This is a genomic window from Methylobacterium sp. Gmos3, assembly GCF_056430985.1.
In genome coordinates, this window is the sequence record NZ_JBWJYL010000001.1 from 154,731 (window position 1) to 180,037 (window position 25,307).

The 25,307-nt window shown below is 72.0% G+C and carries 22 protein-coding genes; 11 read left to right on the forward strand and 11 right to left on the reverse strand.

Annotated features, from left to right (window positions below; translation table 11 throughout):
* The first annotated feature begins 14 nt into the window (after window positions 1-14).
* The 7 genes from larC (at window position 15) to ACS5Q7_RS00820 (ending at window position 7,157) form a co-directional block, all read left to right on the forward strand.
* Window positions 15-1,310 (forward strand): nickel pincer cofactor biosynthesis protein LarC, encoded by a 1,296-nt coding sequence (gene larC / locus ACS5Q7_RS00790; RefSeq protein WP_478337530.1) that lies wholly within the window; start codon window positions 15-17, stop codon window positions 1,308-1,310.
* Window positions 1,307-2,113, forward strand: coding sequence for an ATP-dependent sacrificial sulfur transferase LarE (larE, locus tag ACS5Q7_RS00795; protein WP_478337531.1), 807 nt, complete (start codon window positions 1,307-1,309; stop codon window positions 2,111-2,113). Before larC ends, larE begins: the two co-directional genes overlap by 4 nt.
* A gap of 223 nt (window positions 2,114-2,336) precedes the next feature.
* The gene (gene larB, locus ACS5Q7_RS00800; RefSeq protein WP_478337532.1) at window positions 2,337-3,023 is read left to right on the forward strand and encodes a nickel pincer cofactor biosynthesis protein LarB; all 687 of its coding nucleotides are present in this window, start codon (window positions 2,337-2,339) and stop codon (window positions 3,021-3,023) included.
* Window positions 3,024-3,098: 75 nt separating this feature from the next.
* Window positions 3,099-4,208: an aldo/keto reductase gene (locus tag ACS5Q7_RS00805; RefSeq protein WP_478337533.1), complete on the forward strand. Its 1,110-nt coding sequence runs from the start codon at window positions 3,099-3,101 to the stop codon at window positions 4,206-4,208.
* A 76-nt stretch (window positions 4,209-4,284) separates the two neighbouring features.
* Complete coding sequence (locus tag ACS5Q7_RS00810; protein ID WP_478337534.1) at window positions 4,285-5,313, forward strand: cyclase family protein; 1,029 nt, start codon at window positions 4,285-4,287, stop codon at window positions 5,311-5,313.
* Between the two features lie 156 nt (window positions 5,314-5,469).
* Complete coding sequence (locus ACS5Q7_RS00815; RefSeq protein WP_478337535.1) at window positions 5,470-6,417, forward strand: 3-hydroxyacyl-CoA dehydrogenase family protein; 948 nt, start codon at window positions 5,470-5,472, stop codon at window positions 6,415-6,417.
* Window positions 6,414-7,157, forward strand: coding sequence for an SDR family NAD(P)-dependent oxidoreductase (locus tag ACS5Q7_RS00820; RefSeq protein WP_478337536.1), 744 nt, complete (start codon window positions 6,414-6,416; stop codon window positions 7,155-7,157). Before ACS5Q7_RS00815 ends, ACS5Q7_RS00820 begins: the two co-directional genes overlap by 4 nt.
* A gap of 130 nt (window positions 7,158-7,287) precedes the next feature.
* Here ACS5Q7_RS00820 and ACS5Q7_RS00825 read toward each other — a convergent pair whose 3' ends face one another.
* From ACS5Q7_RS00825 to ACS5Q7_RS00875, 11 genes are all read right to left on the reverse strand, one after another.
* The gene (locus tag ACS5Q7_RS00825; protein WP_342163761.1) at window positions 7,288-7,878 is read right to left on the reverse strand and encodes a histidine phosphatase family protein; all 591 of its coding nucleotides are present in this window, start codon (window positions 7,876-7,878) and stop codon (window positions 7,288-7,290) included.
* Window positions 7,879-7,921: 43 nt separating this feature from the next.
* Window positions 7,922-8,317, reverse strand: coding sequence for a VOC family protein (locus tag ACS5Q7_RS00830; protein WP_478337537.1), 396 nt, complete (start codon window positions 8,315-8,317; stop codon window positions 7,922-7,924).
* Window positions 8,318-8,372: 55 nt separating this feature from the next.
* Window positions 8,373-9,515, reverse strand: a complete 1,143-nt coding sequence (gene recF / locus ACS5Q7_RS00835; protein ID WP_478337538.1) for a DNA replication/repair protein RecF — start codon at window positions 9,513-9,515, stop codon at window positions 8,373-8,375.
* 23 nt (window positions 9,516-9,538) lie between these two features.
* On the reverse strand, window positions 9,539-11,431 hold the full coding sequence (locus ACS5Q7_RS00840; protein WP_478337539.1) for a response regulator: 1,893 nt from the start codon (window positions 11,429-11,431) through the stop codon (window positions 9,539-9,541).
* Complete coding sequence (locus ACS5Q7_RS00845; protein ID WP_478337540.1) at window positions 11,424-13,133, reverse strand: response regulator; 1,710 nt, start codon at window positions 13,131-13,133, stop codon at window positions 11,424-11,426. The genes ACS5Q7_RS00840 and ACS5Q7_RS00845 overlap by 8 nt, the downstream gene beginning before the upstream one ends.
* On the reverse strand, window positions 13,130-14,185 hold the full coding sequence (cheB, locus tag ACS5Q7_RS00850) for a chemotaxis-specific protein-glutamate methyltransferase CheB (RefSeq protein WP_478338000.1): 1,056 nt from the start codon (window positions 14,183-14,185) through the stop codon (window positions 13,130-13,132). The genes ACS5Q7_RS00845 and cheB overlap by 4 nt, the downstream gene beginning before the upstream one ends.
* Window positions 14,186-14,246: 61 nt before the next feature.
* Window positions 14,247-16,460: a hybrid sensor histidine kinase/response regulator gene (locus tag ACS5Q7_RS00855; protein ID WP_478337541.1), complete on the reverse strand. Its 2,214-nt coding sequence runs from the start codon at window positions 16,458-16,460 to the stop codon at window positions 14,247-14,249.
* An 11-nt stretch (window positions 16,461-16,471) separates the two neighbouring features.
* Window positions 16,472-18,145 carry a methyl-accepting chemotaxis protein gene (locus tag ACS5Q7_RS00860; protein WP_478338001.1) on the reverse strand — a complete coding sequence of 558 codons (1,674 nt, stop codon included), beginning with the start codon at window positions 18,143-18,145 and terminating at the stop codon, window positions 16,472-16,474.
* Window positions 18,146-18,170: 25 nt separating this feature from the next.
* Window positions 18,171-18,704: a chemotaxis protein CheW gene (locus ACS5Q7_RS00865; RefSeq protein ID WP_478337542.1), complete on the reverse strand. Its 534-nt coding sequence runs from the start codon at window positions 18,702-18,704 to the stop codon at window positions 18,171-18,173.
* A gap of 2 nt (window positions 18,705-18,706) precedes the next feature.
* Window positions 18,707-20,242, reverse strand: a complete 1,536-nt coding sequence (locus ACS5Q7_RS00870) for a CheR family methyltransferase (RefSeq protein WP_478337543.1) — start codon at window positions 20,240-20,242, stop codon at window positions 18,707-18,709.
* Between the two features lie 6 nt (window positions 20,243-20,248).
* A complete protein-coding gene (locus ACS5Q7_RS00875) occupies window positions 20,249-20,746 on the reverse strand; it encodes a chemotaxis protein CheW (protein WP_478337544.1) in 498 nt (165 codons plus the stop codon).
* Window positions 20,747-20,911: 165 nt separating this feature from the next.
* On the opposite strand from ACS5Q7_RS00875, the gene ACS5Q7_RS00880 reads away from it, so the two are divergent.
* The 4 genes from ACS5Q7_RS00880 to glpK all read left to right on the forward strand — a co-directional run bounded on the left by ACS5Q7_RS00880 (window position 20,912) and on the right by glpK (window position 25,281).
* A complete protein-coding gene (locus ACS5Q7_RS00880) occupies window positions 20,912-21,184 on the forward strand; it encodes a hypothetical protein (RefSeq protein ID WP_478337545.1) in 273 nt (90 codons plus the stop codon).
* Between the two features lie 122 nt (window positions 21,185-21,306).
* Entirely contained in the window at window positions 21,307-22,104 is a 798-nt protein-coding gene (locus ACS5Q7_RS00885) for a DeoR/GlpR family DNA-binding transcription regulator (RefSeq protein WP_478337546.1), read from the forward strand.
* 74 nt (window positions 22,105-22,178) lie between these two features.
* Window positions 22,179-23,711, forward strand: coding sequence for a glycerol-3-phosphate dehydrogenase (glpD, locus tag ACS5Q7_RS00890; protein ID WP_478337547.1), 1,533 nt, complete (start codon window positions 22,179-22,181; stop codon window positions 23,709-23,711).
* 64 nt (window positions 23,712-23,775) lie between these two features.
* On the forward strand, window positions 23,776-25,281 hold the full coding sequence (gene glpK / locus ACS5Q7_RS00895; protein WP_478337548.1) for a glycerol kinase GlpK: 1,506 nt from the start codon (window positions 23,776-23,778) through the stop codon (window positions 25,279-25,281).
* Window positions 25,282-25,307: the final 26 nt, after the last annotated feature.

The window sequence follows — 25,307 nt, forward strand, 5'->3', positions numbered from 1 at the left end:
CGACCTCTGGCGGGATGCAGATCCATCTCGATGCCTTGGGCGGCGTCGCCGGCGACATGGTCGTGGCCGCTCTCCTCGACGCCTTCCCCGAGCACGAGGCCGGGGTCGCCCGCAGCGTGCGCGCTGCGCTGGCCGAGGCCGCGCCGGATGCGGCGGCCCGCGTCGCCTGCACCCTCTCCGCGCATTCCGACGGCATCCTCACCGGCCGCCGCTTCGCGGTGACGCGCGACGGGCGCCCGGCCGAGGAGAACGGACACCACCACGATCACGGGCACGATCACGGCCATCACCATGATCACGCCCATCACGGGCATCACCACCCTCACGCCCACCGGCATTGGGCCGAGATCCGCGATGGGCTGCGCCGGGCGGACCTCGCGCCGGAGGTGGCGCGGCACGCCCTGGCGATCTTCGGGCATCTCGCCGAGGCCGAGGGGCGGGTCCACGGCATCCCGGTGGATCAGGTCGCTTTCCACGAGGTCGGCGCCTGGGATTCCATCGCCGACATCGTCGCCACCGCCCATATCGTGGCGGCCCTCGATGCGAGCGCCTGGACGGTCTCGGCCCTGCCGCTCGGCGGCGGGCGGGTGAAGACGCAGCACGGCCCCCTGCCGGTCCCGGCGCCGGCCACGACGCTGCTCCTCGACGGCTTCGCCCTCATCGATGACGGCATCCACGGCGAGCGCGTGACGCCGACCGGCGCCGCGATCCTGCGCCACCTCTGCGGCGGGGGGACCAGACGGGCGCCGGGCGCGCGGGTGCTCGCCCGCTCCGGCACCGGCTTCGGCACACGGCGCCTGCCGGGCATCAGCAATTGCCTACGCGTGCTCGCCTTCGAGGAAGGCGCCGCGCACTGGCCCGCCGGAGCGCGGGAGATCGGCATCGTCGAGTTCGAGGTGGACGACCAGACCGCCGAGGACCTGGCGCAGGGCCTCGACCGGATCCGCGCCCACGAGGCGGTGCTCGACGCGGTGCAGATGCCGGTCTTCGGCAAGAAGGGCCGGATGATGACCCATGTCCGCGTGCTCGCCCGCGCCGACGCCCTCGACGCGGCCATCGGCGCCTGCTTCCGCGAGACCACGACGATCGGCCTGCGTTACCGCAAGGAAGCCGGCATCGCCCTGGAGCGGGACAGCGTGAGCGTCGAGGTGGAAGGCCGGGAGGTCCGGGTGAAGCGCGTGATGCGGCCGGGCGGGCGCACCGCCAAGGCCGAGGCCGACGACGCCCTCGCGGGTGAGGACCACGCCGCCCGCGCCCGCCTGCGCCGGACGGCCGAGCGCATCGCCCTCGACCAGGGAGACGGGGAATGACACGCCTCGAAGAGGTGCTGACCGAGATTGGCCCGCTCGCCGTCGCGGTAAGCGGCGGCGTCGACAGCCTGACACTCGCCGCCCTGAGCCACCGGGTGCTCGGGGACGGCGCCGCCATGGTCCACGCCGCCTCGCCCGCCGTGCCCGCCGAGGCGACGGCGCGGGTGCGGCGCGAGGCCGAGCGCGAGGGCTGGGCGCTGACCGTCGTGCAGGCCGGGGAGTTCGACGATCCCCGCTACCGGGCGAACCCGGTGAACCGCTGCTTCTTCTGCAAGACGAACCTCTACGGCACGATCCGCACGGTGACGGACCGGCAGATGGTGTCGGGCGCGAACCTGAACGACCTCGGCGAGTACCGCCCCGGCCTCGATGCCGCCCGCGAGCACGGGGTGCGCCACCCCTATGTCGAGGCGGGGCTCGACAAGTCCGCCGTGCGGGCGCTCGCCCGCGATCTCGGCCTCGGCGACGTGGCGGAACTGCCCTCCGCGCCCTGCCTGTCGAGCCGCGTCGAGACCGGCCTGCGGATCGAGCCGGAGACGCTCGCCTTCATCCATGCGGTGGAGGGGATGGTCGGCGGCGCCCTCGGGGCGGGCGATGCCCGCCGGGCCGTGCGCTGCCGCGTCCGCGCGGCGGGGGTGGCGATCGAGCTCGACCCCGCGAGCCTCGCCGCCCTCGACGCATCCACGCGGGACGACCTCGCCGGCCGGATCGCGGCGGCGGCCCCTGCGGGCCTCGTCGGCGGCGGCGTGCGCTTCCTGCCCTACAAGGTCGGCAGCGCCTTCCTCACCGGAGACGCGGCGTGAGCGCCCCTTCCGTCTTCGCGAGCGCGGCAAAGCAAACCAGGGCGGCGCCCACTCCTGAAATCCTGGCCGGACAGACCTCGGCGACGAATGAAATCGCCTCGTCATTGCGAGGCGGAGCCGAAGCAATCCAGGCCGCGATTTATCCGGATGAGGCAGTGCCGGCTGGATTGCTTCGCTCCGCTCGCAATGACGTCGTGCGTGGGATGAGCGGGGGAGGGCGTCCATGAGCGTCAGGGATGAGATCACCCTCGATTTCGGCCGGGCCGAGCGGATCGGCCTCGAAGAGGCGATCTACTGCGCCGGCAAGTCGGCGGCGCAGATCGACGCCATCCTCGACGCAGCCGCCGAGCGGGGCGCCCGCTTCCTCCTCACCCGCCTGGATGCCGACAAGCTCGACGCCCTGCAGGGCCACCACCGCCGGGCCCTCGATTATTGCCCGGTCTCGCGCACCGCCTTCTTCGGCGAGCCGCGCCCGGTGGAGGCGGTGCCCGCCGTCGCGGTCGTGGCGGCCGGCACCTCGGACGTGCCCGTCGCCCGCGAGGCCCTGCGCACGCTGCACTACCAGGGCCGGGGCGCGACCCTCATCGCCGATGTCGGCGTCGCCGGCCTGTGGCGGCTGACCCAGCGGGTCGAGGAGATCCGCGCCCACCCCATCGTCATCGTGGCGGCGGGGATGGATGCCGCCCTGCCGAGCGTCGTGGGCGGCCTCGTCGCCTCCCCCGTGATCGCGGTGCCGACCTCCGTCGGCTACGGCGTCGCGGAGGGCGGGCACACCGCCCTGAACTCGGTGCTCGCGAGCTGCGCGCCGGGCATCACCGTCGTGAACATCGACAACGGCTACGGCGCTGCCTGCGCGGCCCTGCGCCTCCTGCACGCGGCGGAGCGTCTCGCCCGCGCCGCCGAACGATGACGCCCCGCGGCGGTTGATCCCCATAGCCCGGAGCGCCCCGATGACAGACCCGAAGCGACCCTCACGGAGACCGACATGGAACGCCGCGACTTCCTCAAGGGCGCTGCCCTCGGCGCCGGCCTTGCCGCCGCGAGCCCTGCGGGGGCGGCCGTGAGCGACCCCGGACTGCCCAACACCCGGCCGCAGGACCCGGCCGACCTGCCGCTCGTCACCGATCCGGGCGAGCGCCGGGGCGAGATGCTCTACCGGACCTTCGGCAAGACCGACGAGAAGATCTCGGCCATCGGCATGGGCGGGTTCCACCTCGGCAAGAGTGCCGTGACCGACGACGAGGCGACCCGGCTGATCCATGCCGGCATCGACCGCGGCATCACCTTCATGGACAATTGCTGGGACTACAATCAGGGCCGCTCCGAGGAGCGGATGGGCATCGCCCTGGAGCAGAACGGCTACCGCAACAAGGTCTTCCTGATGTCCAAGATGGACGGGCGGACCAAGGAGGAAGCCCTCAAGCAGATCGAGCAATCCCTGCGGCGCCTGCGCACCGACCATATCGACCTCGTGCAGCACCACGAGATCCTGCGCTTCGACGATCCCGACCGTGTCTTCGCCGAAGGTGGCGCCATGGAAGGGTTCATGGAGGCGAAGAAGCAGGGCAAGCTCCGCTACATCGGCTTCACCGGCCACAAGGATCCGCGCATCCACCTGCAGATGCTGTCGGTCGCGCAGGAGCGGGGCTTCCACTTCGATTCCTGCCAGATGCCACTCAACGTGATGGACGCGCATTTCCGCTCGTTCGGCCACCTCGTGCTGCCGCATCTCGTGCGCGAGGGCATCGCGCCGCTGGCGATGAAGACCTTCGGCGACGGGGTGATCCTGAAGTCGGACGCGCCGATCAAGCCGATCGAGTACCTGCACTTCTCCCTGAATCTGCCGGTCTCGGTGGTGATCACCGGCATCCAGAACCAGCGCGATCTGGATCAGGCCTTCGAGGCGGTGAAGACCTTCCAGCCGATGGACAAGGCGAAGGTGGCCGAGCTGCTGTCGCGCTCGAAGCCCTACGCCCTCGAAGGCAAGTACGAGCTGTTCAAGACCAGCGCGACCTTCGACGGGACCGCCAAGAACGCGGCGTGGCTGGGAGAAGACGTGCAGAGCGTCAAGAAACTCGCCCCCGTCATGGAGTGAGGCCCCTTGTCCCGCGCCTCCGGGCGCGGGACAGTGCCCGTGACGCCGCACAGACGGCGCGCGAGGGGAGACGCCGATGAACCCGCGCTGGACCCGCCGGCCGGAGGGCTCGACCTGGGGCGATTTCGGCCCCGACGACGAGCGCGGCCGGCTCAACCTGCTGACGCCGCAGAAGGTGCTCCAGGGCGTCGCGGAGGTGCGCGAGGGCCTGACCTTCTGCCTCAGCCTGCCCCTCGACCTGCCGGGCGGCAACGTCCTGAACGCCCGCCGCCACCCGCCGCGCATCACCCCGACCAAGCGCGCCAACGGCGAGCCGGTGACGAACTTCCTCGTCTGCGAGGAGGTGGACGGCGCGAGCGACGTGATCTGCGACGACCTCGCGGTGATCCACCTGCAATACTCGACGCAGTGGGATTCCCTCGCCCATGTCGGCTGCCTCTACGATCCGGACGGGCGCGGCGCGGGGCCGACCTTCTACAACGGCTTCCGGGGCGGGCGGGACATCGTCGGCCCGAGCACCGCCGAGGACGCGAACAATCCCTCGCGGGCGAAGCATCTCGGCATCGAACGTCTCGCCGAAGCGGGGATGCAGGGCAGGGCGGTGATGATCGACCTGCGCGCCCATCTCGGCGACGCCAGGACGGTCGTGACCTGGGAGATGCTGCGCGGCATCCTCGACGCGGACGGGATCACCGTGGAGGAGGGCGACATGGTCTGCCTCCATACCGGCTTCGCGGAACGCCTGATCGCGATGGGCGGAAACCCAGACCCGGACCTCGTGCACAATCTCTGCGCGGCGCTCGACGGGCGCGACCCCGGCATCCTCGACTGGATCACCCGCTCCGGCCTCGTCGCCCTCATCGCCGACAACTATGCCGTCGAGGCCTATCCGGCCCGCCCGGCTAGGGGCGAGGGCTGCGCCATCCTGCCCCTGCACCAGCATTGCCTGTTCAAGCTCGGGGTGAATCTCGGCGAGTTGTGGCACCTCACGCCGCTGGCCGACTGGCTGCGTGCCCACGGGCGCCACCGCTTCCTCCTCACCGCGCCGCCCCTGCGCCTGCCCGGCGCCGTCGGCTCGCCCGCCACCCCCATCGCCACGGTGTGAAGGTGTCTCGAAGCCCTGCCGGTCATTGCGAGCGCAGCGAAGCAATCCAGCAGCGCCGCGTTCGGGAGCGTCCCGCCACCCTGGATTGCGTCGCTGCGCTCGCAATGACGGCGGTGTCTGATGGCCGCTAGAGCACGAAACGGAAAGGACGTCCGAATGGAGATCGCTGTCGTCGGCGGCGGGCTGATGGGACACGGCATCGCCCTGGTCCTCGCGCTCGCCGGGCACGGGGTGCGCCTCACCGACACCCGACCCGAGACCCGCGCGGCGGTGCCCGGCCTGATGGCCTCCGCCCTCGCGACGCTCCGCGAAGCCGGCGCCGCGCCGGAGGGGTGGGACGAGGCCCGCCTGTCGCAAGCCGTGCGGATCGAGGCGGATCTGGCGGCCACGGTGGCGGGGGCTGGCCTCGTGATCGAGGCGATCACCGAGAACCCGGAGGCGAAGCGCGCCCTCTTCGCCGAACTCGACCGGCTCTGCGGGGCGGACACGATCCTCGCCAGCAACACGAGCTACCTCGACGTCTTCCCGCTGATGCCGGATTCCCGGCAGGCGCGGGCGCTGGTGATGCACTGGTACACCCCGCCCTACATCATCGACCTCGTGGACGTGGTGCCCGGCCCCGGCACCGATCCTGCGGTGATCGCGCAGATGCGCGATCTCGTGGTCGGCCTCGGCCAGAAGCCCGTGGTGCTGAAGCGCTTCGTGCCGGGCTACATCGCCAACCGCATCCAACAGGCGATCAGCGCCGAGGTGTTCCACCTGCTGGACGAGGGCTACGCCAGCCCCCGCGAGATCGACGAGGCGATCATCCACGGCCTGTCGTTGCGCATCCCGATCCTCGGGCACCTCGCCAAGGCCGACTTCACCGGGCTCGAACTCACGCAGCGGGCGCTCGCCAACGGCAGCTACGCGCCCCCGCCGCAGCGCGACCGCTCGGAGACCCTGGACGCCCTCTGCGCCGAGGGGCGCACGGGGGTGATGGCGGGGAGGGGCTATTTCGACTGGGGCGGCCGCGACCCGGCCGACCTGTTCCGCGAGCGCGACCGCAAGCTCCTGGCGCTCAAGGCGGCCATGGCCGGGATCGGCCGGATGGAGGGCACATGATCGGCGCCGACCTCTCAGGCAAGCGGGTGCTCGTGACGGGCGCCTCGTCCGGCATCGGGCTCGCCACCGTCGCCCTGTTCGCCCGCAACGGCGCGAGGGTCGCCCTCAACCACCTGCCCGACGATGCACGCGGCGCCGCCGAGGCGGAGCGGCTGTCGGTCCTCGCCGTGGCGGGGGACGTCTCGAAGCCCGGCGAGGCCGAGGCGATGGTGGCGCAGGCCATCGACCGCCTCGGCGGGCTCGACGTGCTCGTGAACAATGCCGGCACCTCCGGCACCACGGCGCCCATCGCCTTCGAGGATCTCGACGCGATGACCGAGGCGTTCTGGGACACGATCCTGTCCACGAATCTCGTCGGGCCATATCGCTGCGCCCGCGCCGCCGCCGGGGCCCTGCGGGAGACGCGGGGGGCCATCGTCAACACCGCCTCCGTGGCGGGTCTCGGGCGGCGGGGCTCATCCATCGCGTACTCGGCGAGCAAGGCGGGGCTGATCAACCTCACCCGCAGCCTCGCACGGGCGCTGGCGCCGGAGATCCGCGTGAACGCCGTGGCGCCGGGCCTCGTGGAGACGCCCTGGACCAGCGCATGGCCCGCCGAGCGCAAGGCCGCCACCCTCGACCGGACCATGCTCGCGCGGCTGGCGACGCCGGAGGACATCGCGGAGGCGATCTTCTTCCTCGGCGCCGGGGCGGCCTACATCACGGGTGAGACGATCACGGTGGATGGAGGCGCGAAGTAGGGACGCGCCACCGACAAGCACGACGTCATTGCGAGCGTCAGCGAAGCAATCCAGGGGCGGGAGGGCCGCTTCCGATTGTGGAGCGGCCCTGGATTGCTTCGTACCTCGCAATGACGGGGAGGGGCGGCACTCAAGCCACCACCGGCTCCGCATCGAGATCCAGTTCGATCGTGGCGCAGTTCTCGAGGAACGTGCCGGTCAGGTGGTAGAAGAACGTGCCGTGGCCCACCACCGCGATGGTGCGCTCCGGCCGCGCCCGCAGCCATTCCCGGAAGGCGACCACCCGGTCGTCGAACAGGTGACGGGGCTCGATCGGCAGGCCGAACGTGGTCTCCGCGCCGTCCTCGGCGTGCCACCACACCTCCGGAAGGTGCCCGATGTCGAGATGCGGGAAATCCGCCGCCAGCTCGGAGGCCGCCCGGCCGACGTCGCAGCTGCTCTCCTGGCATTCCCGGTGCAGCACCTCCACGAGGATGCGAGGCTCGCTCGGGTGCCCCTCGAACGCCAGGGCGGCGGTCTGGATCGCACGGGTGAGGGGCGAGACCACCACGAGGTCGAAGGGGATGTCGCGGAGCGCGGCGGCGGCGGCGCGCGCCTGCGCCTCGCCCTTGGGGGTGAGGCGCGCATCGCGGTGGTCCGGGTCGATCCCCGTCGCCCGGTGGGCGGCGTTGAAGGTCGATTCCCCGTGCCGGAGGCAGACGATGCGCGTGGTCTCTCTCATGGTACCTGAAGCTGGCCTGTGAAACGTGTGAGGGTGGAAGGCGTTACGAGAAGCGCCCGCCACGCTGGATGACCTCGATCTTGTAGCCGTCCGGGTCGGTGGCGAAGAAGAACGTCGCGAGTTGCGTCTCGCCGTGCTCGAGGGTCTTCACGTCGGTGACGGTGAAGCCCGCCTGCTTGTGCTTGGCGTGCTCGGCTTCGAGATCGTCCACCACGAAGGCGATGTGCCCGTAGCCGTCGCCAATGTCGTAGGGCTTCTCCCGGTCCTTGTTGACCGTCAGCTCCAGCTCGAACGGCGAGGACGGGTCCTTCAGGTAGAGCAGGGTGAAATCCGGGAAGTCGAACCGGTCGGCCGGCTCCAGGCCGAAGGCGCGGGCGTAGTAGTCGCGGGAACGCGCCTCATCGCGCACGCGGATCATGCTGTGGACGGGCTTGGCCATGGTCTCGTCGCTTCCGTGTTCGGGTGGTGCCAATGTGGTGCGGTCGCCCGGCGGCTCAATGGCCGATGCGGACGGTCTCGATCATCGCCCCCGCCGGAGCGAAGGCCTCCGGGTCGGTGCCGGTCATCCAGACCTGGCCGGAGAGGGCGTCCAGCGCCTCGAACAGGCCGAGCCGGCGGCGCGGGTCGAGATGGGCGGCAACCTCGTCGAGCAGGATCGCCGGGGCGATGCCGCTCATTGCCCGCACCAGCCGCGCATGGGCGAGGACGAGGCCGATCAGCAGCGCCTTCTGCTCCCCCGTGGAGGCCGTGCCCGCCGGCACGTCCTTGGGGCCGTGGCGGACCACGAGGTCGCTGGTCTGCGGCCCGCTGAGGGTGCGCCCCGCCGCCCGGTCGCGGGGGCGGCCCTGGCGCAGGGCCTGCCGGAAGCGGTCCTCGGCCTCGATGGCGGGCCAGACGGCGACGAGATCGTCGAGGTCGCCTTCGAGGCGCACCGAGGCCCAGGGGAAGGGCTGCGCGTCGTCGCGGCTCTGGGCGATGAGGCGATCCAGGCGTTCCACCGTCTCCCGGCGGGCCAGCGCCACCGCGACGCCGAGTTCGGCGATCTCCCGCTCGATGGCGTCGAGCCAGCGGGCATCCTGGCCCGGCTCCTCCAGCAGGCGATTGCGGGAGCGGAGCGCCCGTTCCAGGGCCGAGACCCGCGTGCCGTGGCCGGCATCGACGGCCAGCACCAGCCGGTCGAGGAAGCGGCGTCGGTCGCCCGCCGGCCCCCGGAACAGGGCATCGAAATCGGGGGTGAGCCACACCACCCGGAAGAACTCGCTGAACGCCACGGGCGAGGAGGCGGCGGCGCCATCGACCCGGCACAGGCGGCTCGCCCGCCCGTCGAAGCCCGGCGGCTCCATGCCCGTGCCGAGGCGGTGCTCGGCCCCGTCCCGGTCGAGGGTGAGGGAGACGGCGAAGCCCCCCGGCCCGCCGTTGCGCGCCATGGCCGAGAATTCGGCCCGGCGCAGGCCCCGCCCGGGGGCGAAGAGGGAGATTGCTTCCAGAATGTTGGTCTTGCCCGCCCCGTTCTCCCCCACCAGGGCGACGAGGCGCGCCCCCGGCTTCAGGTCGAGGTCGGCATGGTTGCGGAAGTCGCGCACGATCAGGCGGCTGAGGCGCTGATCGGGGACAGCCGGGGGGGACTCGTCGGACATGCGGGGCGCGCCGAGACCGGGCGTCAGGCCGCCCGGCCGGGATCGAGCAGGGCCGAGACGCGGGTGGCGAGGTCGGCCGAGCGGAACGGCTTGGCCAGCACCGGCAGGTCCGCCGGGATCTGCATCGCCTCGGCATGGCCGGTGAGGATCAGCACCGGCATGCCGGGCAGGCGGGCCTTCACCTCGGAGGCGAGCTCCACCCCGCTCATGCCCGGCATGGCGAGGTCGGCGACCACGAGGTCGAACCGCTCCCGGTTCAGCAGGTCGAGGGCGGTGAGGCCGTTGCCGGCTTCGGTCTCGTCGTAGCCGAAGCCCGACAGGAACGAGGCGGTGACGTGGCGGACCTCCGGGTCGTCATCGACCACGAGGATCCGGGCCGGGCGGGCGGCGGCGGGCGCGGCTGGCTCCCTGGCCTCGTCCACCTCCGGCGCCGAGGCCGCGAAGGGCAGGGCGAGTTCCACCCGCGTGCCCTTGCCGACCTCGCTCTCGATGACGAGCCGCCCCTTCGATTGCTGGGCGAGGCCGAACACCATGGCGAGGCCGAGGCCCGTGCCCTGTCCCACAGCCTTGGTGGTGAAGAACGGCTCGCAGACCCGGCGCAGGATCTCCTCCGGGATGCCGGTGCCCTCGTCGCTCACGCGGATGGCGAGGTAGGCCCCGTCCCCGATCTCGGGATCGCCGTTGATCGCCATCTGCCGCGTGGCGATGGTGATCCGGCCGCCGTCCGGCATCGCGTCGCGGGCGTTGATGCAGAGGTTGAGCACCGCCAGTTCGAGCTGGTCGGGGTCGACCTGCGCGGCGGGGAGGTCGGGGGCGAGGTCGGTGCTGACGGCGACGAGCCCGCCGAGGCTGCTCTTGAACAGCTCGCTCATGCCCTCGATCAGGGCGTTCACGTCGGTGGCCCGCGCCTGAAGGTCGTGGGCGCGGCTGAAGCTGAGGAGACGCTTGGTGAGGGACGCGCCGCGCTCGGCCGCCCCCCGGGCGTTCTCGATCAGGCGCTGGACGCGCGGCAGGTCGGCGACCTTCGGCGCCGCGAGTTCGAGGCTGCCGAGGATCGCGGTGAGCAGGTTGTTGAAGTCGTGGGCGATGCCGCCGGCGAGCGTACCGAGGGCCTGCATCTTGTCCGATTGGCGCAGCCGCGCCTCCAGGCTCTTCTGCTCGGTGACGTCCCGCTCGATCACCGCGAGATGCGAGACCGCGCCGCTGGCGTCGCGGATCGGCACGCGGGTGAAGTGGCTCCACGTCTCAGCGCCGGGCGGCCCCTCGCTGACGAGGGTCTCCGCCACCGTGCCGAGGCGCATCGCCTCGTCGTCGGCGGAGGCCTCGGCCTGGGCCTTGGGTTCGGGCAGGTCGGCCTCGCGCAGGCCGAGGCAATCGGGCAGGTCGCGCTTGAGGAGGGTGGCCTTGCGCGCGTTGAGGCGCACGAAGCGCCCGCCTGCATCCTTGAAGCTGATCGCGTCGGCGGCGTGGTCGAGGAGGCCGCGCAGCAGGGCGCGCTCGGTGGCGAGGTCGCGCCCGAGCTGGTGGCGCTGGTAGGCCTGGGCGACGGTGCCGCGCAGGATGCCGGGGTCCCACGGCTTGGTCACGTAGCCGACGATGCCGCCCCGGTTGAGGGCCGCGATCACGGCGGTGATGTCGGCATATCCGGTGAGGAGGATCGCCTGCGCGTCGTGGAACGCGCGGGCTTCGGCGAGCAGGGCGTCGCCGGTCAGGCCGGGCATCCGCTGGTCGGAGACGATGACGGCGATGTCCGGTTCGGCGCGGAGGATGTCCAGGGCGTCGGCGGGCCGGCTCGCGGTCAGGACGCGGTAGGAATCCTCGAACAGGTCCTCGAGGGCGATGAGGATGTCGGGCTCGTCATCGACAGCCAGAATCGTGCCCGTGCGAGCCGAAAGACCTCCCCCGATGTCACTCATGTGCGCGCGCCGCCTGCCGCGGAATCCCGATCACGAAGCAGGCACCTCCCCCTGGGGCCGTCTCCACAGTCAGCGAGCCGCTATGCGCCTGAACGACGCTGTATGCAATCGCCAGACCGAGGCCCGTACCAGCCCCGACCGGCTTCGTGGTAAAGAACGGCTCGAAGATCTTCTCGCGCAGATCCTCGGGAATACCGGGGCCGGTGTCGCTGATGCGGATTTCGTCGCAGGCGTTGTCCGAGCGGGTGGTCACGCGGATCGTGCCGCCCTCCGGCATCGCGTCGGCGGCGTTGCCGAGGATGTTCATCACCACCTGATTGAGCAGCGCCGGGGTGCAGTGGATCTCCGGCCGCCCGGAGAAGGTGCGCTCCACTGCGATCCGGTCCCCGAGCTTGTGCTGCAACAGGGCAAGCACAGTCTCGATCGCCTCGGGCACGTTCACCAGGGAACGCTCGCCCTCGTCGAGGCGTGAGAACTTGCGCAGGTTCAGGACGAGGTCCTGGATCCGCGTCAGCCCGAGCCGCATGGCGCCGACGCGGCTGCGCGCCTTCTCGATGGCGCGGGCGGCAGTGGGATCCCCGGTGGTGGGGAGTTCGCCCAGCACGCGCTCGACCGTGCCCTGGTGCGCCAGGATGAAGGCCAGCGGGTTGTTGATCTCGTGCGCGATGCCCGCGACCAGCTCGCCGAGGGAGGCCATCTTCGCGGCCTGGACCAGCTTCGCCTGGGCGTCGGTGAGGCGGCGGTTGGCGTCGGCGAGGTCCTGGTTCGCCCGTTCCAGGGCGTCGGCGAGGCTCGCCCGCGCCTCGGCGGCCTCGGCCTCGGCCAGCGCCCGCTCAACGGCGCGCTCCCGCTGCCCGAACTCCCCCGCGATGCGGCGGTCGTCCTCCTCCAGCAGGCGGCGGCGGACGTAGCCGCGCACCCGTAGCGCCAGCACCTCCGCGTCGGTCTTCGAGATGACGTCGTCAGCGCCCGCCGCGAAGGCCTGGACGAGGAAATCCTTGGCCGGGTCGCTGCCGGAGATGGCGACGAGGTGGAAGCCCGCCCCGGCCGCGCCCTCCCGCCGCCGGCCGATCTCCGCGCAGAGGGTCAGCCCGTCGTAATCGTGACCCAGCAGGTCGAGGGTCACGCAATCGAAGGCGTTGCCGTCGCCGTCGAGGGCGGCCAGGGCCGCCCCGGCGCTCTCGGCGACCGTGACCTGATGCCCGTCTTGGCCCAAGAGGCCGGCGAGGAAGGTGCGGTAGGTGGCGCTGCCGTCGATGACGAGGACGCGGCCCCGGCGGAAGGCCGCCGCGCCGGGGTTGTCGTCGCCCCCGGCCCGGCGCTCGCGCAGCAGGGCACGGATGCGCAGGATCATCAGGTCGCGGTCGGCGGATTTCGGCAGGTAGGCGTCGGCGCCGCTCTCCAGTCCCTGGCGCTCGCCGCCGCTGCCGCCCGTCAGCATCAGCACCGGCAGGGCCCGGGTGCGCAGCGACAGGCGCATCTGCCGGATCAGCTCGTCGCCGTTCATGCCGGGCAGGTGGTAATCGGCCACCACGAGGTCGGGCTGCGCCTCGTTGAGGGCGTCGAGCGCGGTCTCGGCGCTGGCGCAGCGCGACACACCGAAGCCATTGGCTTCGAGGAACAGCCGCAATTCGAGGGCCTGGGTCTCGGAATCCTCGACGAGGAGGATCCGCGCCGGCTCGCCTGCGGCGGCAGCCGTCACGGCAGCGTCCCCGGCATGGCGATGCGCTGGACATGCGCGGCGATCCGGTCGAGGGGCAACACCGCGCGCGCCGCGCCGAGGCGCACGGCCGCCGCCGGCATCCCGTAGACCACCGCCGTGCTCTCGTGCTCGGCCACCGTCTGGGCGCCGGCCGCTTGCATGTCGAGGAGGCCCGCCGCGCCGTCCTCGCCCATGCCGGTCAGGAGGGCGCCGATGGCCGAGGCCCCCGCCTGCCGGGCGATGGAGCGGAACAGCACCGTCGCCGCCGGGCGCTGGCCCGAAACGGCGGGGGTCTCGACCACCCGCAGCACCCGGTTGGAACCGAGTTCGAGGTGGCGGTCGCCGGGGGCGACGTAGACCCGGCCGGGCTCCGCGCGCTCGCCGTCGCGGGCGAGGCCCACGGGCAGGGCGACCACGCTATCGAGCCACGCGGCGAAGCCTTCCATGAAGGCCGGACCCATGTGCTGCACCAGCAGGATCGGCAGGGGGAAGGTCTCGGGCAGCGCGCCGATCACCTTGGCGAGCGCCGGCGGCCCGCCCGTCGAGGCGGCGATGCCGAAGACGCTCGGCGACTGGCCCGGCACGACGGGCATCGGTGACGGGGCGGCGGCGGCGGGTGCCGTGCGCCCGGCCCATTCCGCGCCGATCGGCCGGCGCCGGATCACCGGCACCTGGGCCATGATGCGCAATTGCGTGCAGATTTCGCCCGCGACCGATTCATAGCCCGCATGGGTCGTGGCGACGGGCTTCTCCACCACGGAGAGGGCGCCGGCCCGGAGCGCGTTCATCGAGATGTGGAGCGAGGAATCCTCCACCGCGTCGGCGATGACGACGATGGGGGTCGGCCGCTCGGCCATGATCCGCCGCGTGGTCTCCAGCCCGTCGATGCCGGGCAGGCGGATGTCCATCGAGATCACGTCGGGGCGATTGCTGGCGATCGACGCCAGGGCCTCCTCCCCGGAGGCGACCGCCGCGACGAGTTCGAGCCGGGGATCGCGCGAAACGATGTAGCGCAGCAGCTCCCGCACCACGAGGCTGTCCTCGACGATCATCACCCGGACGGGACTCACGGCAGGTCTCCTTCGGGAGCTTCTCGGGCGAAAGCGGGCCGGGTCACAGCAATTGTCCGATCGTGTCGAGGAGCTTGCGCTGGTCGAAGCTCTGCTTGGTCAGGTAGGCGTCGGCCCCGAGGTCGAGGCCGCGCGCCACGTCCTCGGCGTCGCCGCGCGAGGTCATCAGCACCGTCGGCAGGCGGGCGAAGCGCTCGTCGGCGCGCAGGGCCTTGAGCAGGCCGAACCCGTCGAGGCGGGGCATCTCCACGTCGGCGAGCACGAGGTCCACCGGCTCGACCTCGGCGCGCAGCCGGTCGAGGGCGTCCTGTCCGTCCACGCAGACGACGACACGGTAGCCTGCCGCCTCCAAGATGCCCTTCTCCAAGGTGCGGGTGGTGATCGAATCGTCCACGACGAGGATCGTCGTGCGCCCGGTGGCACGCCCGCCGGGTTTCGGCGTGGTGTGCGGGTCCGAACGTGGCGCCTGCCCCTGGGTTCCGGCCGCTCCCGCACGCGCGGCGAGGCCGTCCGGGTCGAGGACGAGGACCGGCCGGTCGCCCGGCAGGATCGCGGTGCCGCCGATCAGCCCGGAATCGCCCCCGACCTCGGGCGCGGGCAGGACGAGGAGGGAGCGCACGTCGCTCAGGCGGTCGACCGCGATCGCCGCCCGTCCGTGCTCCGAGCGCAGGACGATGGCGGTCAGCCGGGCGGCGTCGGGATCGGGCGCGGCGCCGAGCATCGCGGCGAGGTCGGCGATGGGCAGGGCCTCGCCGTCGCCTTCGGCGGGCAGGACGGTGCGGCCCATGGAGAGGGGCAGGTCGGCGCGGGGCAGGCGCACCAGCCGCTCCACCGCCGCCGAGGGCAGGGCGCAGGTATGCCCGCCGGCCTCCACGAGGAGCAGGCTGCGCCGCGCCGCCGACAGGGGCAGGCTGAAGACGAGGCTCGTGCCGGCGGGGGAGCGCGGCTCCAGCCGGGCGCTGCCCTGGAGCGAGCGCGCGGCGTCGGCGGCGACGGAGAGGCCGTAGCCCCGGCCCGACAGGGTGTCGATGGCGTCCGCCGTGGAGAAGCCCGGCTCGAAGACGAGGCGCAGCAGCGTCTCCGCGTCGGGGGTGGATTCGGGGGCGAGGAGCCCGCGTTCCCGCGCCACCGCCTCGATCCGGCCGAGGTCCGGCCCCGGCCCGTCGTCGTGGACCGCCACCCGCAGCCGCCCGCCGCGCAGGGCGACTTCCAGCACGAGGCCGAGCGTGTCCGGCTTGCCCGCCGAGCGACGAATCTCCGGCGGCTGCCACGCATGGCTCAGGGCGTTGCGCAGCGCGTGGAGCAGGGGATCCTTCAGCGCCTGAAGGGTCGCGCGCTCCACCGGGATGTCGAGGCCGGTGACGGCGAGATCGACCTCGCGGCCCTGCTCGCGTGCCGTGTCGCGGATCGTGCGGGCGAGTGGGCCGAGCACCGTCTCGGCCGGAACCAGGGCGAGGCGTTCCGTCTCGGCGCGCACCCGCGCCGCCGCGCCCTCGACGGCGCCGAGGGAGGCCGATTGCCGCCGCGCGTGCTCGGCGGCCTCCCGCGCCAGGGTCGCGAGGCCGGCGGCCACCGCCCGCTGCCCCGGCCCAGCCTGGTCGAGGGCGTCGGCCTTGGCCTGAAGGTCGCGCAGGGCGGCGGCGATCCGGCCCATCCCCTCGGCCACCGAGGCCTTGGCGGAGAGGGTCGTGGAAAGGTCGGCGCTGGCCCGCAGGAGCGCGGCCACCGTCTCCGCCGGCACCCGCAGGAAGGCGGCGGCGGGCTCCTGCGGCTCGGCCGGACGCTCCGGCGCGGGCTTCTTCGGGGCGGGGGCAGGAGCGGGCTGGGGCGTGGGCGCAGGCGGGGGAGGCGGCGACGCCGGCGCGGCGGGGGGCGGGGCCGCGCTCGGGGTCAGGCCGAGGAGCCGGCCCAGCGCGTCGAGCCCGTCACCCGGCATGTCCGGGCCGGTGCCGCCGTCGAGGCCCGCGACGTAGGCCTCGATCCGGTCGAGGGCGAGTTCCACCGCCGAGGCGGCCTCGCGGTCCAGCGCCATGCCGCCGGTGCGGACCCGCTCGAACAGCGTCTCCAGCCGGTGCGAGACCGCCTCCACCGGGGGCAGGTCGACGGCGCGGGAGGCGCCCTTCAGGCTGTGCGCCCGGCGGAACACGTCGTTCCAGTCGGGCGCGTCGGCGCGGAGCGCCGCCCGGATCGCCGTGATGTGCTCCCGGTGCTCGACGTCGAAGGCCGCGAGGAGCAGCTGGCGGATATCCGTCGCCATGGGTCGCGCCTTCAGGTGCGGTACCGCTCCGCGAGCGCCATCAGCGCTTGCGCGAGCTCGGTCATGTTGGCCGAGGCGGTCTCGACCTGCCGCGTCCCCGCCGCCGTCTGCTGGCTCGCCTGACGGATGTTCTGCAGCGCCCCCATCACCTGCTCGATCCCGAGCTGCTGCTGGTTCGTCGAGGCCACGATCTGCTGGAACGTCTGCACGTTCTCCTCGAACCGCGCCGTGATCTCCTCGATGGTCCGCTGCGTCGTGTCCGAGCGCGTCTTGCCCACCGCCGAGCGCTTCACCGCCTCCTCCGTCAGCATCACCGAGGTGTTGATGCCGCGCTGGATCTCCCCGAGGATCGCCCGCACCTGGCCCGTGGCCGCCTTCGCCTGATCGGCGAGCAGCTTCATCTCCGAGGCCACCACCGCGAAGCTGCGCCCGCTCTCGCCCGCCGCCGCCGCCTCGATGGCCGCGTTCAGCGCCAGCAGGTGCGTGCGCTCCGAGATGTCGTTGACGCTCTCGATGATCTCGCCGATCGCCTGGGTCTTCTCCGAGACGCCGACGATGTTGCCGGCCACCGCCTCGGCCTGCTCGCGGATCGCGTCCATGGCCTGGGCGGTGTCCGACACCGCGCGCAGGCCCTGCCGCGAGGTCTTGGCGGTCGCCTGCGCGGTGGCGATGACCTCGCTGGCGCGCTTGGAGATCTGCGCCCCGGAATGGGTGATCTCATCCACCGTTGCGGCGGTCTCCTGCACGGCGGCGAACTGCTCCTCGACGGAGGCCGCCTGCTGCTGCGCCGAGGCGCGGATCTCGGCCGCCGCCGCGTTGAGGTCGGCGGTCGCCGCCCGGTTCGTGCGGGCGAGGTCCGACAGGCTCTCGACCATGCCGTCGAGGGTGCGCCCGAGGCGGGCGATCTCGTCCTGCCCGCCGAGGCGTAGGCGCCCGGTGAGATCGCCGTCGCCGACCTTGCCCACGAACGCCATCACGGTGTTCAGCGGCCGCACCACGGCGCGGGTGACGAGGTAGGTCACGAGGAAGGCGAGCAGCACCGCCGCCAGCAGCGTGAGGGTGATCGACAGGCGCGAGCGCTCGTAGATCTCCGTCGCCACCCGCTGGCCGACCGTGACGCTCTCGTCGAGGGAGGCGCGGGCGCGCTCCACCGCCGCCGTGGTCGCCGCGTATTGCCGGCCGAGTTCGTCGTTGCCGTCCTCGACCGCCTGGATGTTGCCGTCGACCGCCGCCTGGATCTGCCGCTCGCCGCTGTCGCGGTAGCGGCGGAACGTGTCGTTCGCCAGGGCCAGGGAGGCTTGCAGCTTCTCGAACGTGGCCGCCCGGTCGGACGAGATGGCGGCTGTCCGGAACTCCAAGGCCTCGCGCGACAACGCGCCGAACAGCGTGTCGGAAGCCGCGCTGTTCTTGCGCCATTGGGCGAGGATATCCGCCTCGCGGGCCTGCCGCCCCTGCGCCTTCAGGAGCGAGGCGATCACCGCGTCCCGCCGGAGCACGCCGAGGTCGCGGGTCTGGTTCCCGAGCTCGTCGAGCTGGCGCATGATCAGCAGATCGCGCGCGACGATGCGGTCCGTCGTCTCGCGCACGGCGCCGACCTGCCCGATGGCATAGAGGCCCAGCGCCACCAGCACGGCGGTGACGGCGAAGAAGCCGAGGAGGATGCGTCGTCCGATCGAGATGGTCAGGGCCGGGCTCCGGAGGGTCAGAGGGTCAGGCGATCACCCGTCGCAGCACCTGCGCCGGGTCGATGATGGTGAAGTCCGGGCTGCCCTCGGCGGCCGGGACATAGGCGGACGCGGAGCCGTTTCCATGGGGGCCGTCCTCGCCCTCGGGCTGGGCGCCGTCCTGCACGGCGCGCACGATGGCGAGCGCCCGCCCGACGCTGAGGGCCACGGGCGGCTCCCGGCGCAGGACCACGAGGTGGTCGCGGGTGCCGTCCGACGCGTCGGGCCACCCCAGCGCGCGGGCGAGGCCGATCACCGGCACGATCCGCCCCGAGAGGGCGACGTAGCCCGACAGGGCGGGGGCCGTCCCCGGCACGGGGGTGCAGGGGCGGCCGGGCAGGACCTGCGCCACGCTGGCGAGGGGCAGGCCGATCCGGTCGTCGCCGCAGGCGCAGACGAGATACGGGAAGGTCGCCCGCTCCGGCGCGGCGGCGCCCTCCGCGCGGCGGGCCAGGGCGAGGGTACGCGCGGCCTTGATGTCCCGGATGCGGGTGGAGTCGCGCTCCGTCGCGTCGCGCATGGTCAGGCCCGCCCCCGCATCGTTCCAAAGCTCCGGCCCAGCGCGGCGGAGACGCCGGCCGCGACATCGCTCGCCAGCGCCCCGTCGCCTTCCGGCAGCATCGTGTCGGGGGGAAGGGATTGGCTGAGGGCGAAGGCATTGTCGAGGGCCCTGACCGCCTCGACCCTGCGGCCGAGGCCGAGGAGCAGCAGGCCGAGATGGTAATGGGCCATCACGAAATGGCGGTCGAGGTAGAGCGCCGCCCGCAGGGCCCGCTCGGCTTCCGCCTCCCGCCCGAGGCTCGCGGCGACGAGCCCCTCGTAGAAGCGCAGGCCCGCATGGGTGGGGTTCGCGTCGAGGGCCTCTCGCAGGACCCGCCACGCCGCCCCGGTCTCGCCGGCATCGGCCAGCATCCGCACGCGGTCGAGGGGGGCGGCGTCATCTGGCTTCTCCTCGGCCTCGTCCCGGGAGTCCGGCCGGAGAGCTTCGGAAACTCCGTCGTCATGCCGAGCCTCGCGAAGCAATCGAGGGGAGCGGGCCGCCTCAGGATGGGGTGCTTCCCTGGATTGCTTCGCTGTGCTCGCAATGACGGGGCCGGCGATGACGTTTCCGTCGGGCGTCTCGGGATGAGGCTGGGGCGACGCCGTGAACGGCACCGGCTCGACGGAAGAACTCCCGCCGGGCCGGAAGGCGACGGTGCCCGGCAGGCTGACGGGATCGAGGAAGGCCGAGAAGGTCGGGTTCGGCTCGGCATGGCCCAGCAGCAGCCAGCCCTCCGGCCGCAGGCGACGCCCGAGGCCGTGGACCACGCGGGTGACGGTGGCAGCGTCGAAATAGATGAGCACGTTGCGGCACAGGATGAGGTCGTAGCCCTCCTCGCCGCCGCCGGGAGGCTCGGCGACCTTGAGGAGGTTGCCTTGCGCGAAGCGGACCATCGCCCGGAACTCGGGCCGCAGGGCGAAGCCGCCCTCGCGGCGCACGCCCGGCTCCGGCGGCAGGTGGGTGAAGTAGCGCAGGCGCTCCTCCGGCGGCATCGTCCGCAGGGCCCAGCGGCCGTATTCCGCCGCCCGCGCCGTGGCGATGGCCTCCGCGCTGATGTCGGTGCCGAGGATCGTCACCCGCCACTCGGGCAGGGCCTCTCCCAGGATCTCGCGCACGAGGATCGCCAGGGAATAGGGCTCCGCCCCCGTGGAGCAGCCCGCGCTCCAGATCCGCAGCCGCTTCTCCGACCGGCGGGAGGCGACGAGATCGGGCAGGATCGTGTTGCGCAGGGCGGCGAATTGCTCGCCGTAGCGGAAGAAGAACGTCTCCCCGATGGTGATCTCGGCTTCGAGCCGCGCCCATTCCGCCTCGCCTTGGCTCGGCTCGCCGAGCAGCGCGCCATAGCCTTCGAGGTTGGGCGCACCCGTGGCCCGCATCCGGCGGTACAGGCGCTCCAGCAGCAGATCGTCCTTGTCGCTGTAATAGGCGTGGCCGGTGCGCGCGATGATCCGCGCCTTGAGCCCGGCATAGGCGGGCTCGGCGGCGGGATCGGGTCGGGGCGTGCCCGGCCGGCGCATCGGGGATCAGACCGTCGCGGGATCGGGCAGGGCGGACAGGCGCGCGGCGGCGGCACGGGCCAGCCCCTCGACGCGCGCGCGCTCGGCCTGCGTGAGCAGACGCTCGGGGTCGAGGGCGGGCACGAGGCGGTTCTCGAGCGCGAGCCCGGATACGACGCAGCCGTTCAGGCTGGTCTCCGGATCCGCCGGGCGATGGGCCTCCGGCGACACGGTCTTGAGATCGGCCACCCGGTCCACGAGCCACGCGAGCGAGCGGTCCCTCGCCAGCACGAGATGGGCATAGAGTCCTGCGGTGGCGTTCTCCCGCAGGCCGAGCAGGGCGGCGAGGTCGAGCACCGGGACGGGGCGCCCCCCGAGATTCGCGAGGCCGAGCAGCCAGCCGCCGGAGGCCGGCGCGGCCTGCAGATCGGGCAGGGGCAACACCTCCGCGACCGCCTCGCGCGGCAGGGCACAGGCCGTGCCGGCGACGTCGAGGATCAGATAGGCCGTCGAATCGCCCGCCACGCCAGCCTCCCGAAACGGCTCATAGCTAGCCGAGGTTATGCAATCGGCAATTGCCCGCCGAAAATGTCTTAACTGCGGAACCATGTCCTTCCTGGCGGTTTAGGCGGGACGCGACAACGCCGTTCACGACCGTGGCGACCGTTCGCAAATGGAAGGACTACACCCATGAGGAGCATTCTGCTCGGCGCTGCGGCGCTCACGCTGATCGCCGGCTCGGCCTTTGCCCAGGGCGGCTCGCCCTACAACAATTCCGGCTCGCAGGCTGGCGGCCCCCGCGGCGGCATGGAGCGCCGCATGGGCGATGCTCCGATGACGGGTGCGCCGATGGCGGGTGCCCCGATGGCGGAAGGCCGCCCGATGATGAAGCGTCATCGGATGCACAAGCGCATGCACCACCGCAAGATGCATCACCGCAAGATGATGCGTCACGGCATGTAAGCCGATCAGGCCCGCCCCTCCGGCGGGCCTTTTTTTTCGAGGACGGCCCCGATCCGCTCGTTTGCGCGCCCCCGCGACAACGGTATGTTGCGAAGCGAAAACGAGCGGGGCGGGAGGAACGGATGGCGCAGCCGGTGGAGCACCGGGGCGAGGGCGGCGTCGAGGCGCGGCGCGAAGCCATCGTCACCGCCGTGCGCCAGCGCGGCTTCATGACCATCGAGGCCCTGGCCGGTCAGTTCGGCGTCACCGTCCAGACGATCCGCCGCGATCTCAACGAACTCAGCGCCGAAGGCCGCCTGGAACGCTACCGGGGCGGCGGCGGCCTGCCTTCCAGCGTCGAGAACATCGACTACGCCGACCGGCGGGTGACGCTGCTCGCGGAGAAGACGCGCATCGGCCGCCTCGCCGCGAGCCGGATCCCGTCGCACTGCTCGGTCTTCGTCAATATCGGCACCACGCCGGAGGCGGTCGCCCGCGAGCTGACCCGCCACGACGACCTCAGCGTCATCACCAACAACCTGCACGTGGCGCTGTCGCTCGCCGACGCCACCGCGTTCCGCATCGTCGTGGCCGGGGGAACCGTGCGCAACCGCGACGGCGCCGTGCTGGGGCAGCTCACAAGCGACACGCTGGGACAGTTCCGGGTGGACGTCGCCGTGATCGGCATCAGCGGCATCGACGCGGACGGGGCGCTGCTCGATTACGATTACGAGGAGGTCCGGGCCACGCAGGCGATCCTGGCCCATGCCAAGCGCACCTTCCTCGTGGCCGACCACACCAAGTTCACCCGCCGCCCGATGGTGCAGGCGGGCCACCTCTCGCAGATCGACACGTTCTTCACCGACAGGCCGCCGCCGCCCGGCATCGCCGCCCTGATGGAGCGGGAGGGCGTGACCCTGGCCGTCGCCGATGAGCCATAGCGAACATTCAATTTTCGCTTGCGAAAATACGAATCGGGATTAGGATCGCCGGCAACGAACACGCGGAGGAACCCATGGCGACCGCCTCGCCCGCACGCGGAGAGCCCGACGTCTACGATCTCCTCGTCGTCGGCGGTGGGATCAACGGCACCGGCATCGCCCGGGATGCGGCCGGTCGCGGCCTGTCGGTCCTGCTCGCGGAGCGGGGGGATCTGGCCGGGTCCACCTCATCGTCCTCGACGAAGCTGATCCACGGCGGCCTGCGCTACCTCGAATATTACGAGTTCCGCCTCGTCCGCGAGGCCCTGGCCGAGCGGGAGCGCCTGCTGCGCCTCGCGCCCCACGTCATCTGGCCGCTGCGCTTCGTGCTGCCGCACGACAAGGGCCTGCGCCCCGCCTGGCTGCTGCGGATGGGCCTGTTCCTCTACGATCACCTGGCGCGGCTGCGAACGCTGCCCGGTTCGGAATCGGTGGATCTGCACCGCTCCCCCGTCGGGCGCCCCCTCCAGGACCGGCTGACCAAGGGCTTCCTCTATTCGGATTGCTGGGTCGAGGACAGCCGCCTCGTCGTGCTGAACGCCATGGACGCGCAGACGCGCGGCGCCACGATTCTCACCCGCACCGGCGTCGCCTCGGCGCGGCGCGAGGGCGACCTCTGGGTGGCGCGGCTGCACGACGAGCGCAGCGGGACAGACCGCACCGTGCGCGCGAAGGCGGTGGTGAACGCCGCCGGCCCCTGGGTGAGCAAGACCTTGGGTGGTACGCTGGGCATCAACTCCCGCGCCGCCGTGCGGCTCATCAAGGGCAGCCACATCGTGGTGCGCAAGCTGTTCGAGGGCGATCAGGCCTACATCCTGCAGCAGCCCGACAAGCGCATCATCTTCGCGATCCCCTACGAGCGCGACTTCACGCTCATCGGCACCACCGACGTGCCCTATGACGGCGAGCCCGGCCCGGTCTCGATCTCGGGGGAGGAGACGGACTACCTCTGCTCCTGCATCAACCGCTCGTTCAAGACGGCGATCGGCCCGTCGGACGTGGTGTGGAGCTATTCCGGCGTGCGCCCCCTCTACGACGACGCGGCGGAGAACGCGTCGGCCGTCACGCGGGACTACGTGCTCGATGTCGAGGATGCGGGCGGGCGCCTGCCGGTGCTCTCGGTGTTCGGCGGCAAGATCACGACCTATCGCCGCCTCGCGGAGCACGCGCTGGAGAAGCTGGCGCCGTATTTCCCCGGCCTGAAGCCGGCCTGGACGGGGGAGGGCGTCCTTCCCGGCGGCGACATGCCGGATGCCGATTTCGACACCTTCCTCGCGGACCTGAAGCGGCGCCATTCCTTCCTGCCGGACGAGCTGGCCCGGCGCCTCGCCCGCGCCTACGGCACGAAGGTGGAGATCCTGCTCGGCAACGCGACCACGATGGCCGATCTCGGCGAGGAATTCGACGGTGGCCTCACGGCGGCGGAAGTCGATTACCTGCGCGACCACGAATGGGCGGTGAGCGCCGAGGACATCCTGTGGCGCCGCTCGAAGCTCGGCCTGCGCACGAGCCCCGAGAGCGCCGCACGGCTTTCCACCTATCTTGACCGCCACGCCGTGGCGGCCTGACTGCACCACATCCCACGACCCCGAACCGGCCTCAGACCGGAGGGGACCGACCAAGGAGGAAACGATGAGCCGTTACGTCGGGGCCATCGACCAGGGCACGACCAGCACCCGCTTCATGGTCTTCGACCGTGAAGGCACGGTGATCACGGTCGCGCAGGAGGAACACGCGCAGATCTATCCGGCGCCGGGCCATGTCGAGCATGACGCCGCCGAGATCTGGGCGAAGACGCAGAAGGTGATGCGGGAGGCCCTGGCCAAGGGCAACCTCACGCCGAAGGACCTCGCGGCGATCGGCATCACCAATCAGCGCGAGACGACGGTCATCTGGGACCGCAATACCGGTCAACCCCTGCACAACGCGCTCGTCTGGCAGGACACACGAAACGATCGGCTCGTCTCGGAATTCGCCCATCAGGGCGGGCGCGACCGGTTTCGCGACCTCACCGGCCTGCCGCTGGCGAGCTACTTCTCCGGCCTGAAGCTGCGCTGGCTCCTCGACCACGTGGACGGCGCCCGCGAGAAGGCGGAGGCCGGCGACGTGCTGTTCGGCAACGTCGACACGTGGCTGCTCTGGAACCTGACCGGCGGCCCGGAGGGCGGCCTTCACGCCACCGACGTGACCAATGCCAGCCGCACGCAGCTGATGTCCCTCAAGACCCTCGACTGGGACGAGGGGATGCTGAAGGAATTCGGCATTCCCCGGGCGATGCTGCCGAGGATCGTCTCCTCCAGCGAGGTCTACGGCGAGGCGAAGGGCGATTTCGCGGGCGTGCCCATCGCCGGCATCCTCGGCGACCAGCAGGCGGCCCTGTTCGGGCAGACCTGCTTCACCCCCGGCGAGGCCAAGAACACCTACGGCACCGGCTGCTTCGCGCTGATGAACACGGGCGAGGAGGCGGTGCCCTCCAAGGCTGGTCTCGTCACCACGCTGGGCTACCGCCTCGACGGGCAGAAGCCGGTCTACGCGCTCGAAGGCTCCATCGCCATCACCGGCGCCCTGGTGCAGTGGCTGCGCGACAACCTGCACATGATCAAGGATTCGGCCGAGGTCGAAACCCTGGCCGCCACCGTCGAGGACAATGGCGGCGTCTATTTCGTGCCGGCCTTCTCGGGTCTTTACGCGCCGCACTGGAACGAGGGCGCGCGCGGGCTGATCATCGGCCTCACCCGCTACGCCAATCGGGGCCACATCGCCCGCTCGGTGCTGGAGGCGACCGCCTTCCAGACCCGCGAAGTGCTGGCCGCCATGGCCAAGGATTCCGGCATCCCGGTGAAGGAGCTGCGGGCCGATGGGGGCATGGTCGCCAACGGGACGCTGATGCAGTTCCAGGCCGACATCCTCGACGTGCCGGTGGTCCGGCCGAAGGTCTCGGAAACGACGGCGCTGGGCGCCGCCTACGTCGCCGGCCTCGCGGTGGGCTACTGGAAGGGGCTCGACGACCTCAAGCGCAACTGGGGCGTCGACAAGCGCTGGACGCCGCAGATGGACGCCGCCCGCCGCGAGACCATCGCAGCCATGTGGAGCCGCGCGGTGGAGCGCTCGTTCGACTGGAAGGCCGACGAAGACTGATCGGCCGCCGAACCAGAACAAGACTG

Excerpts from the sequence above, each read along its gene's own strand:
- larB (WP_478337532.1), top strand. The coding sequence starts at position 2,337 with ATGAGCGTCAGGGATGAGATCACCCTCGATTTCGGCCGGGCCGAGCGG.
- ACS5Q7_RS00880 (WP_478337545.1), top strand. The coding sequence starts at position 20,912 with ATGAGGAGCATTCTGCTCGGCGCTGCGGCGCTCACGCTGATCGCCGGC.
- ACS5Q7_RS00805 (WP_478337533.1), top strand. The coding sequence starts at position 3,099 with ATGGAACGCCGCGACTTCCTCAAGGGCGCTGCCCTCGGCGCCGGCCTT.
- glpD (WP_478337547.1), top strand. The coding sequence starts at position 22,179 with ATGGCGACCGCCTCGCCCGCACGCGGAGAGCCCGACGTCTACGATCTC.
- recF (WP_478337538.1), bottom strand. The coding sequence starts at position 9,515 with ATGTCCGACGAGTCCCCCCCGGCTGTCCCCGATCAGCGCCTCAGCCGC.
- ACS5Q7_RS00825 (WP_342163761.1), bottom strand. The coding sequence starts at position 7,878 with ATGAGAGAGACCACGCGCATCGTCTGCCTCCGGCACGGGGAATCGACC.
- glpK (WP_478337548.1), top strand. The coding sequence starts at position 23,776 with ATGAGCCGTTACGTCGGGGCCATCGACCAGGGCACGACCAGCACCCGC.
- larC (WP_478337530.1), top strand. The coding sequence starts at position 15 with ATGCAGATCCATCTCGATGCCTTGGGCGGCGTCGCCGGCGACATGGTC.
- ACS5Q7_RS00855 (WP_478337541.1), bottom strand. The coding sequence starts at position 16,460 with ATGGCGACGGATATCCGCCAGCTGCTCCTCGCGGCCTTCGACGTCGAG.
- ACS5Q7_RS00820 (WP_478337536.1), top strand. The coding sequence starts at position 6,414 with ATGATCGGCGCCGACCTCTCAGGCAAGCGGGTGCTCGTGACGGGCGCC.
- ACS5Q7_RS00815 (WP_478337535.1), top strand. The coding sequence starts at position 5,470 with ATGGAGATCGCTGTCGTCGGCGGCGGGCTGATGGGACACGGCATCGCC.
- ACS5Q7_RS00830 (WP_478337537.1), bottom strand. The coding sequence starts at position 8,317 with ATGGCCAAGCCCGTCCACAGCATGATCCGCGTGCGCGATGAGGCGCGT.
- larE (WP_478337531.1), top strand. The coding sequence starts at position 1,307 with ATGACACGCCTCGAAGAGGTGCTGACCGAGATTGGCCCGCTCGCCGTC.
- cheB (WP_478338000.1), bottom strand. The coding sequence starts at position 14,185 with ATGATCGTCGAGGACAGCCTCGTGGTGCGGGAGCTGCTGCGCTACATC.
- ACS5Q7_RS00885 (WP_478337546.1), top strand. The coding sequence starts at position 21,307 with ATGGCGCAGCCGGTGGAGCACCGGGGCGAGGGCGGCGTCGAGGCGCGG.
- ACS5Q7_RS00840 (WP_478337539.1), bottom strand. The coding sequence starts at position 11,431 with ATGAGTGACATCGGGGGAGGTCTTTCGGCTCGCACGGGCACGATTCTG.
- ACS5Q7_RS00870 (WP_478337543.1), bottom strand. The coding sequence starts at position 20,242 with ATGCGCCGGCCGGGCACGCCCCGACCCGATCCCGCCGCCGAGCCCGCC.
- ACS5Q7_RS00810 (WP_478337534.1), top strand. The coding sequence starts at position 4,285 with ATGAACCCGCGCTGGACCCGCCGGCCGGAGGGCTCGACCTGGGGCGAT.
- ACS5Q7_RS00865 (WP_478337542.1), bottom strand. The coding sequence starts at position 18,704 with ATGCGCGACGCGACGGAGCGCGACTCCACCCGCATCCGGGACATCAAG.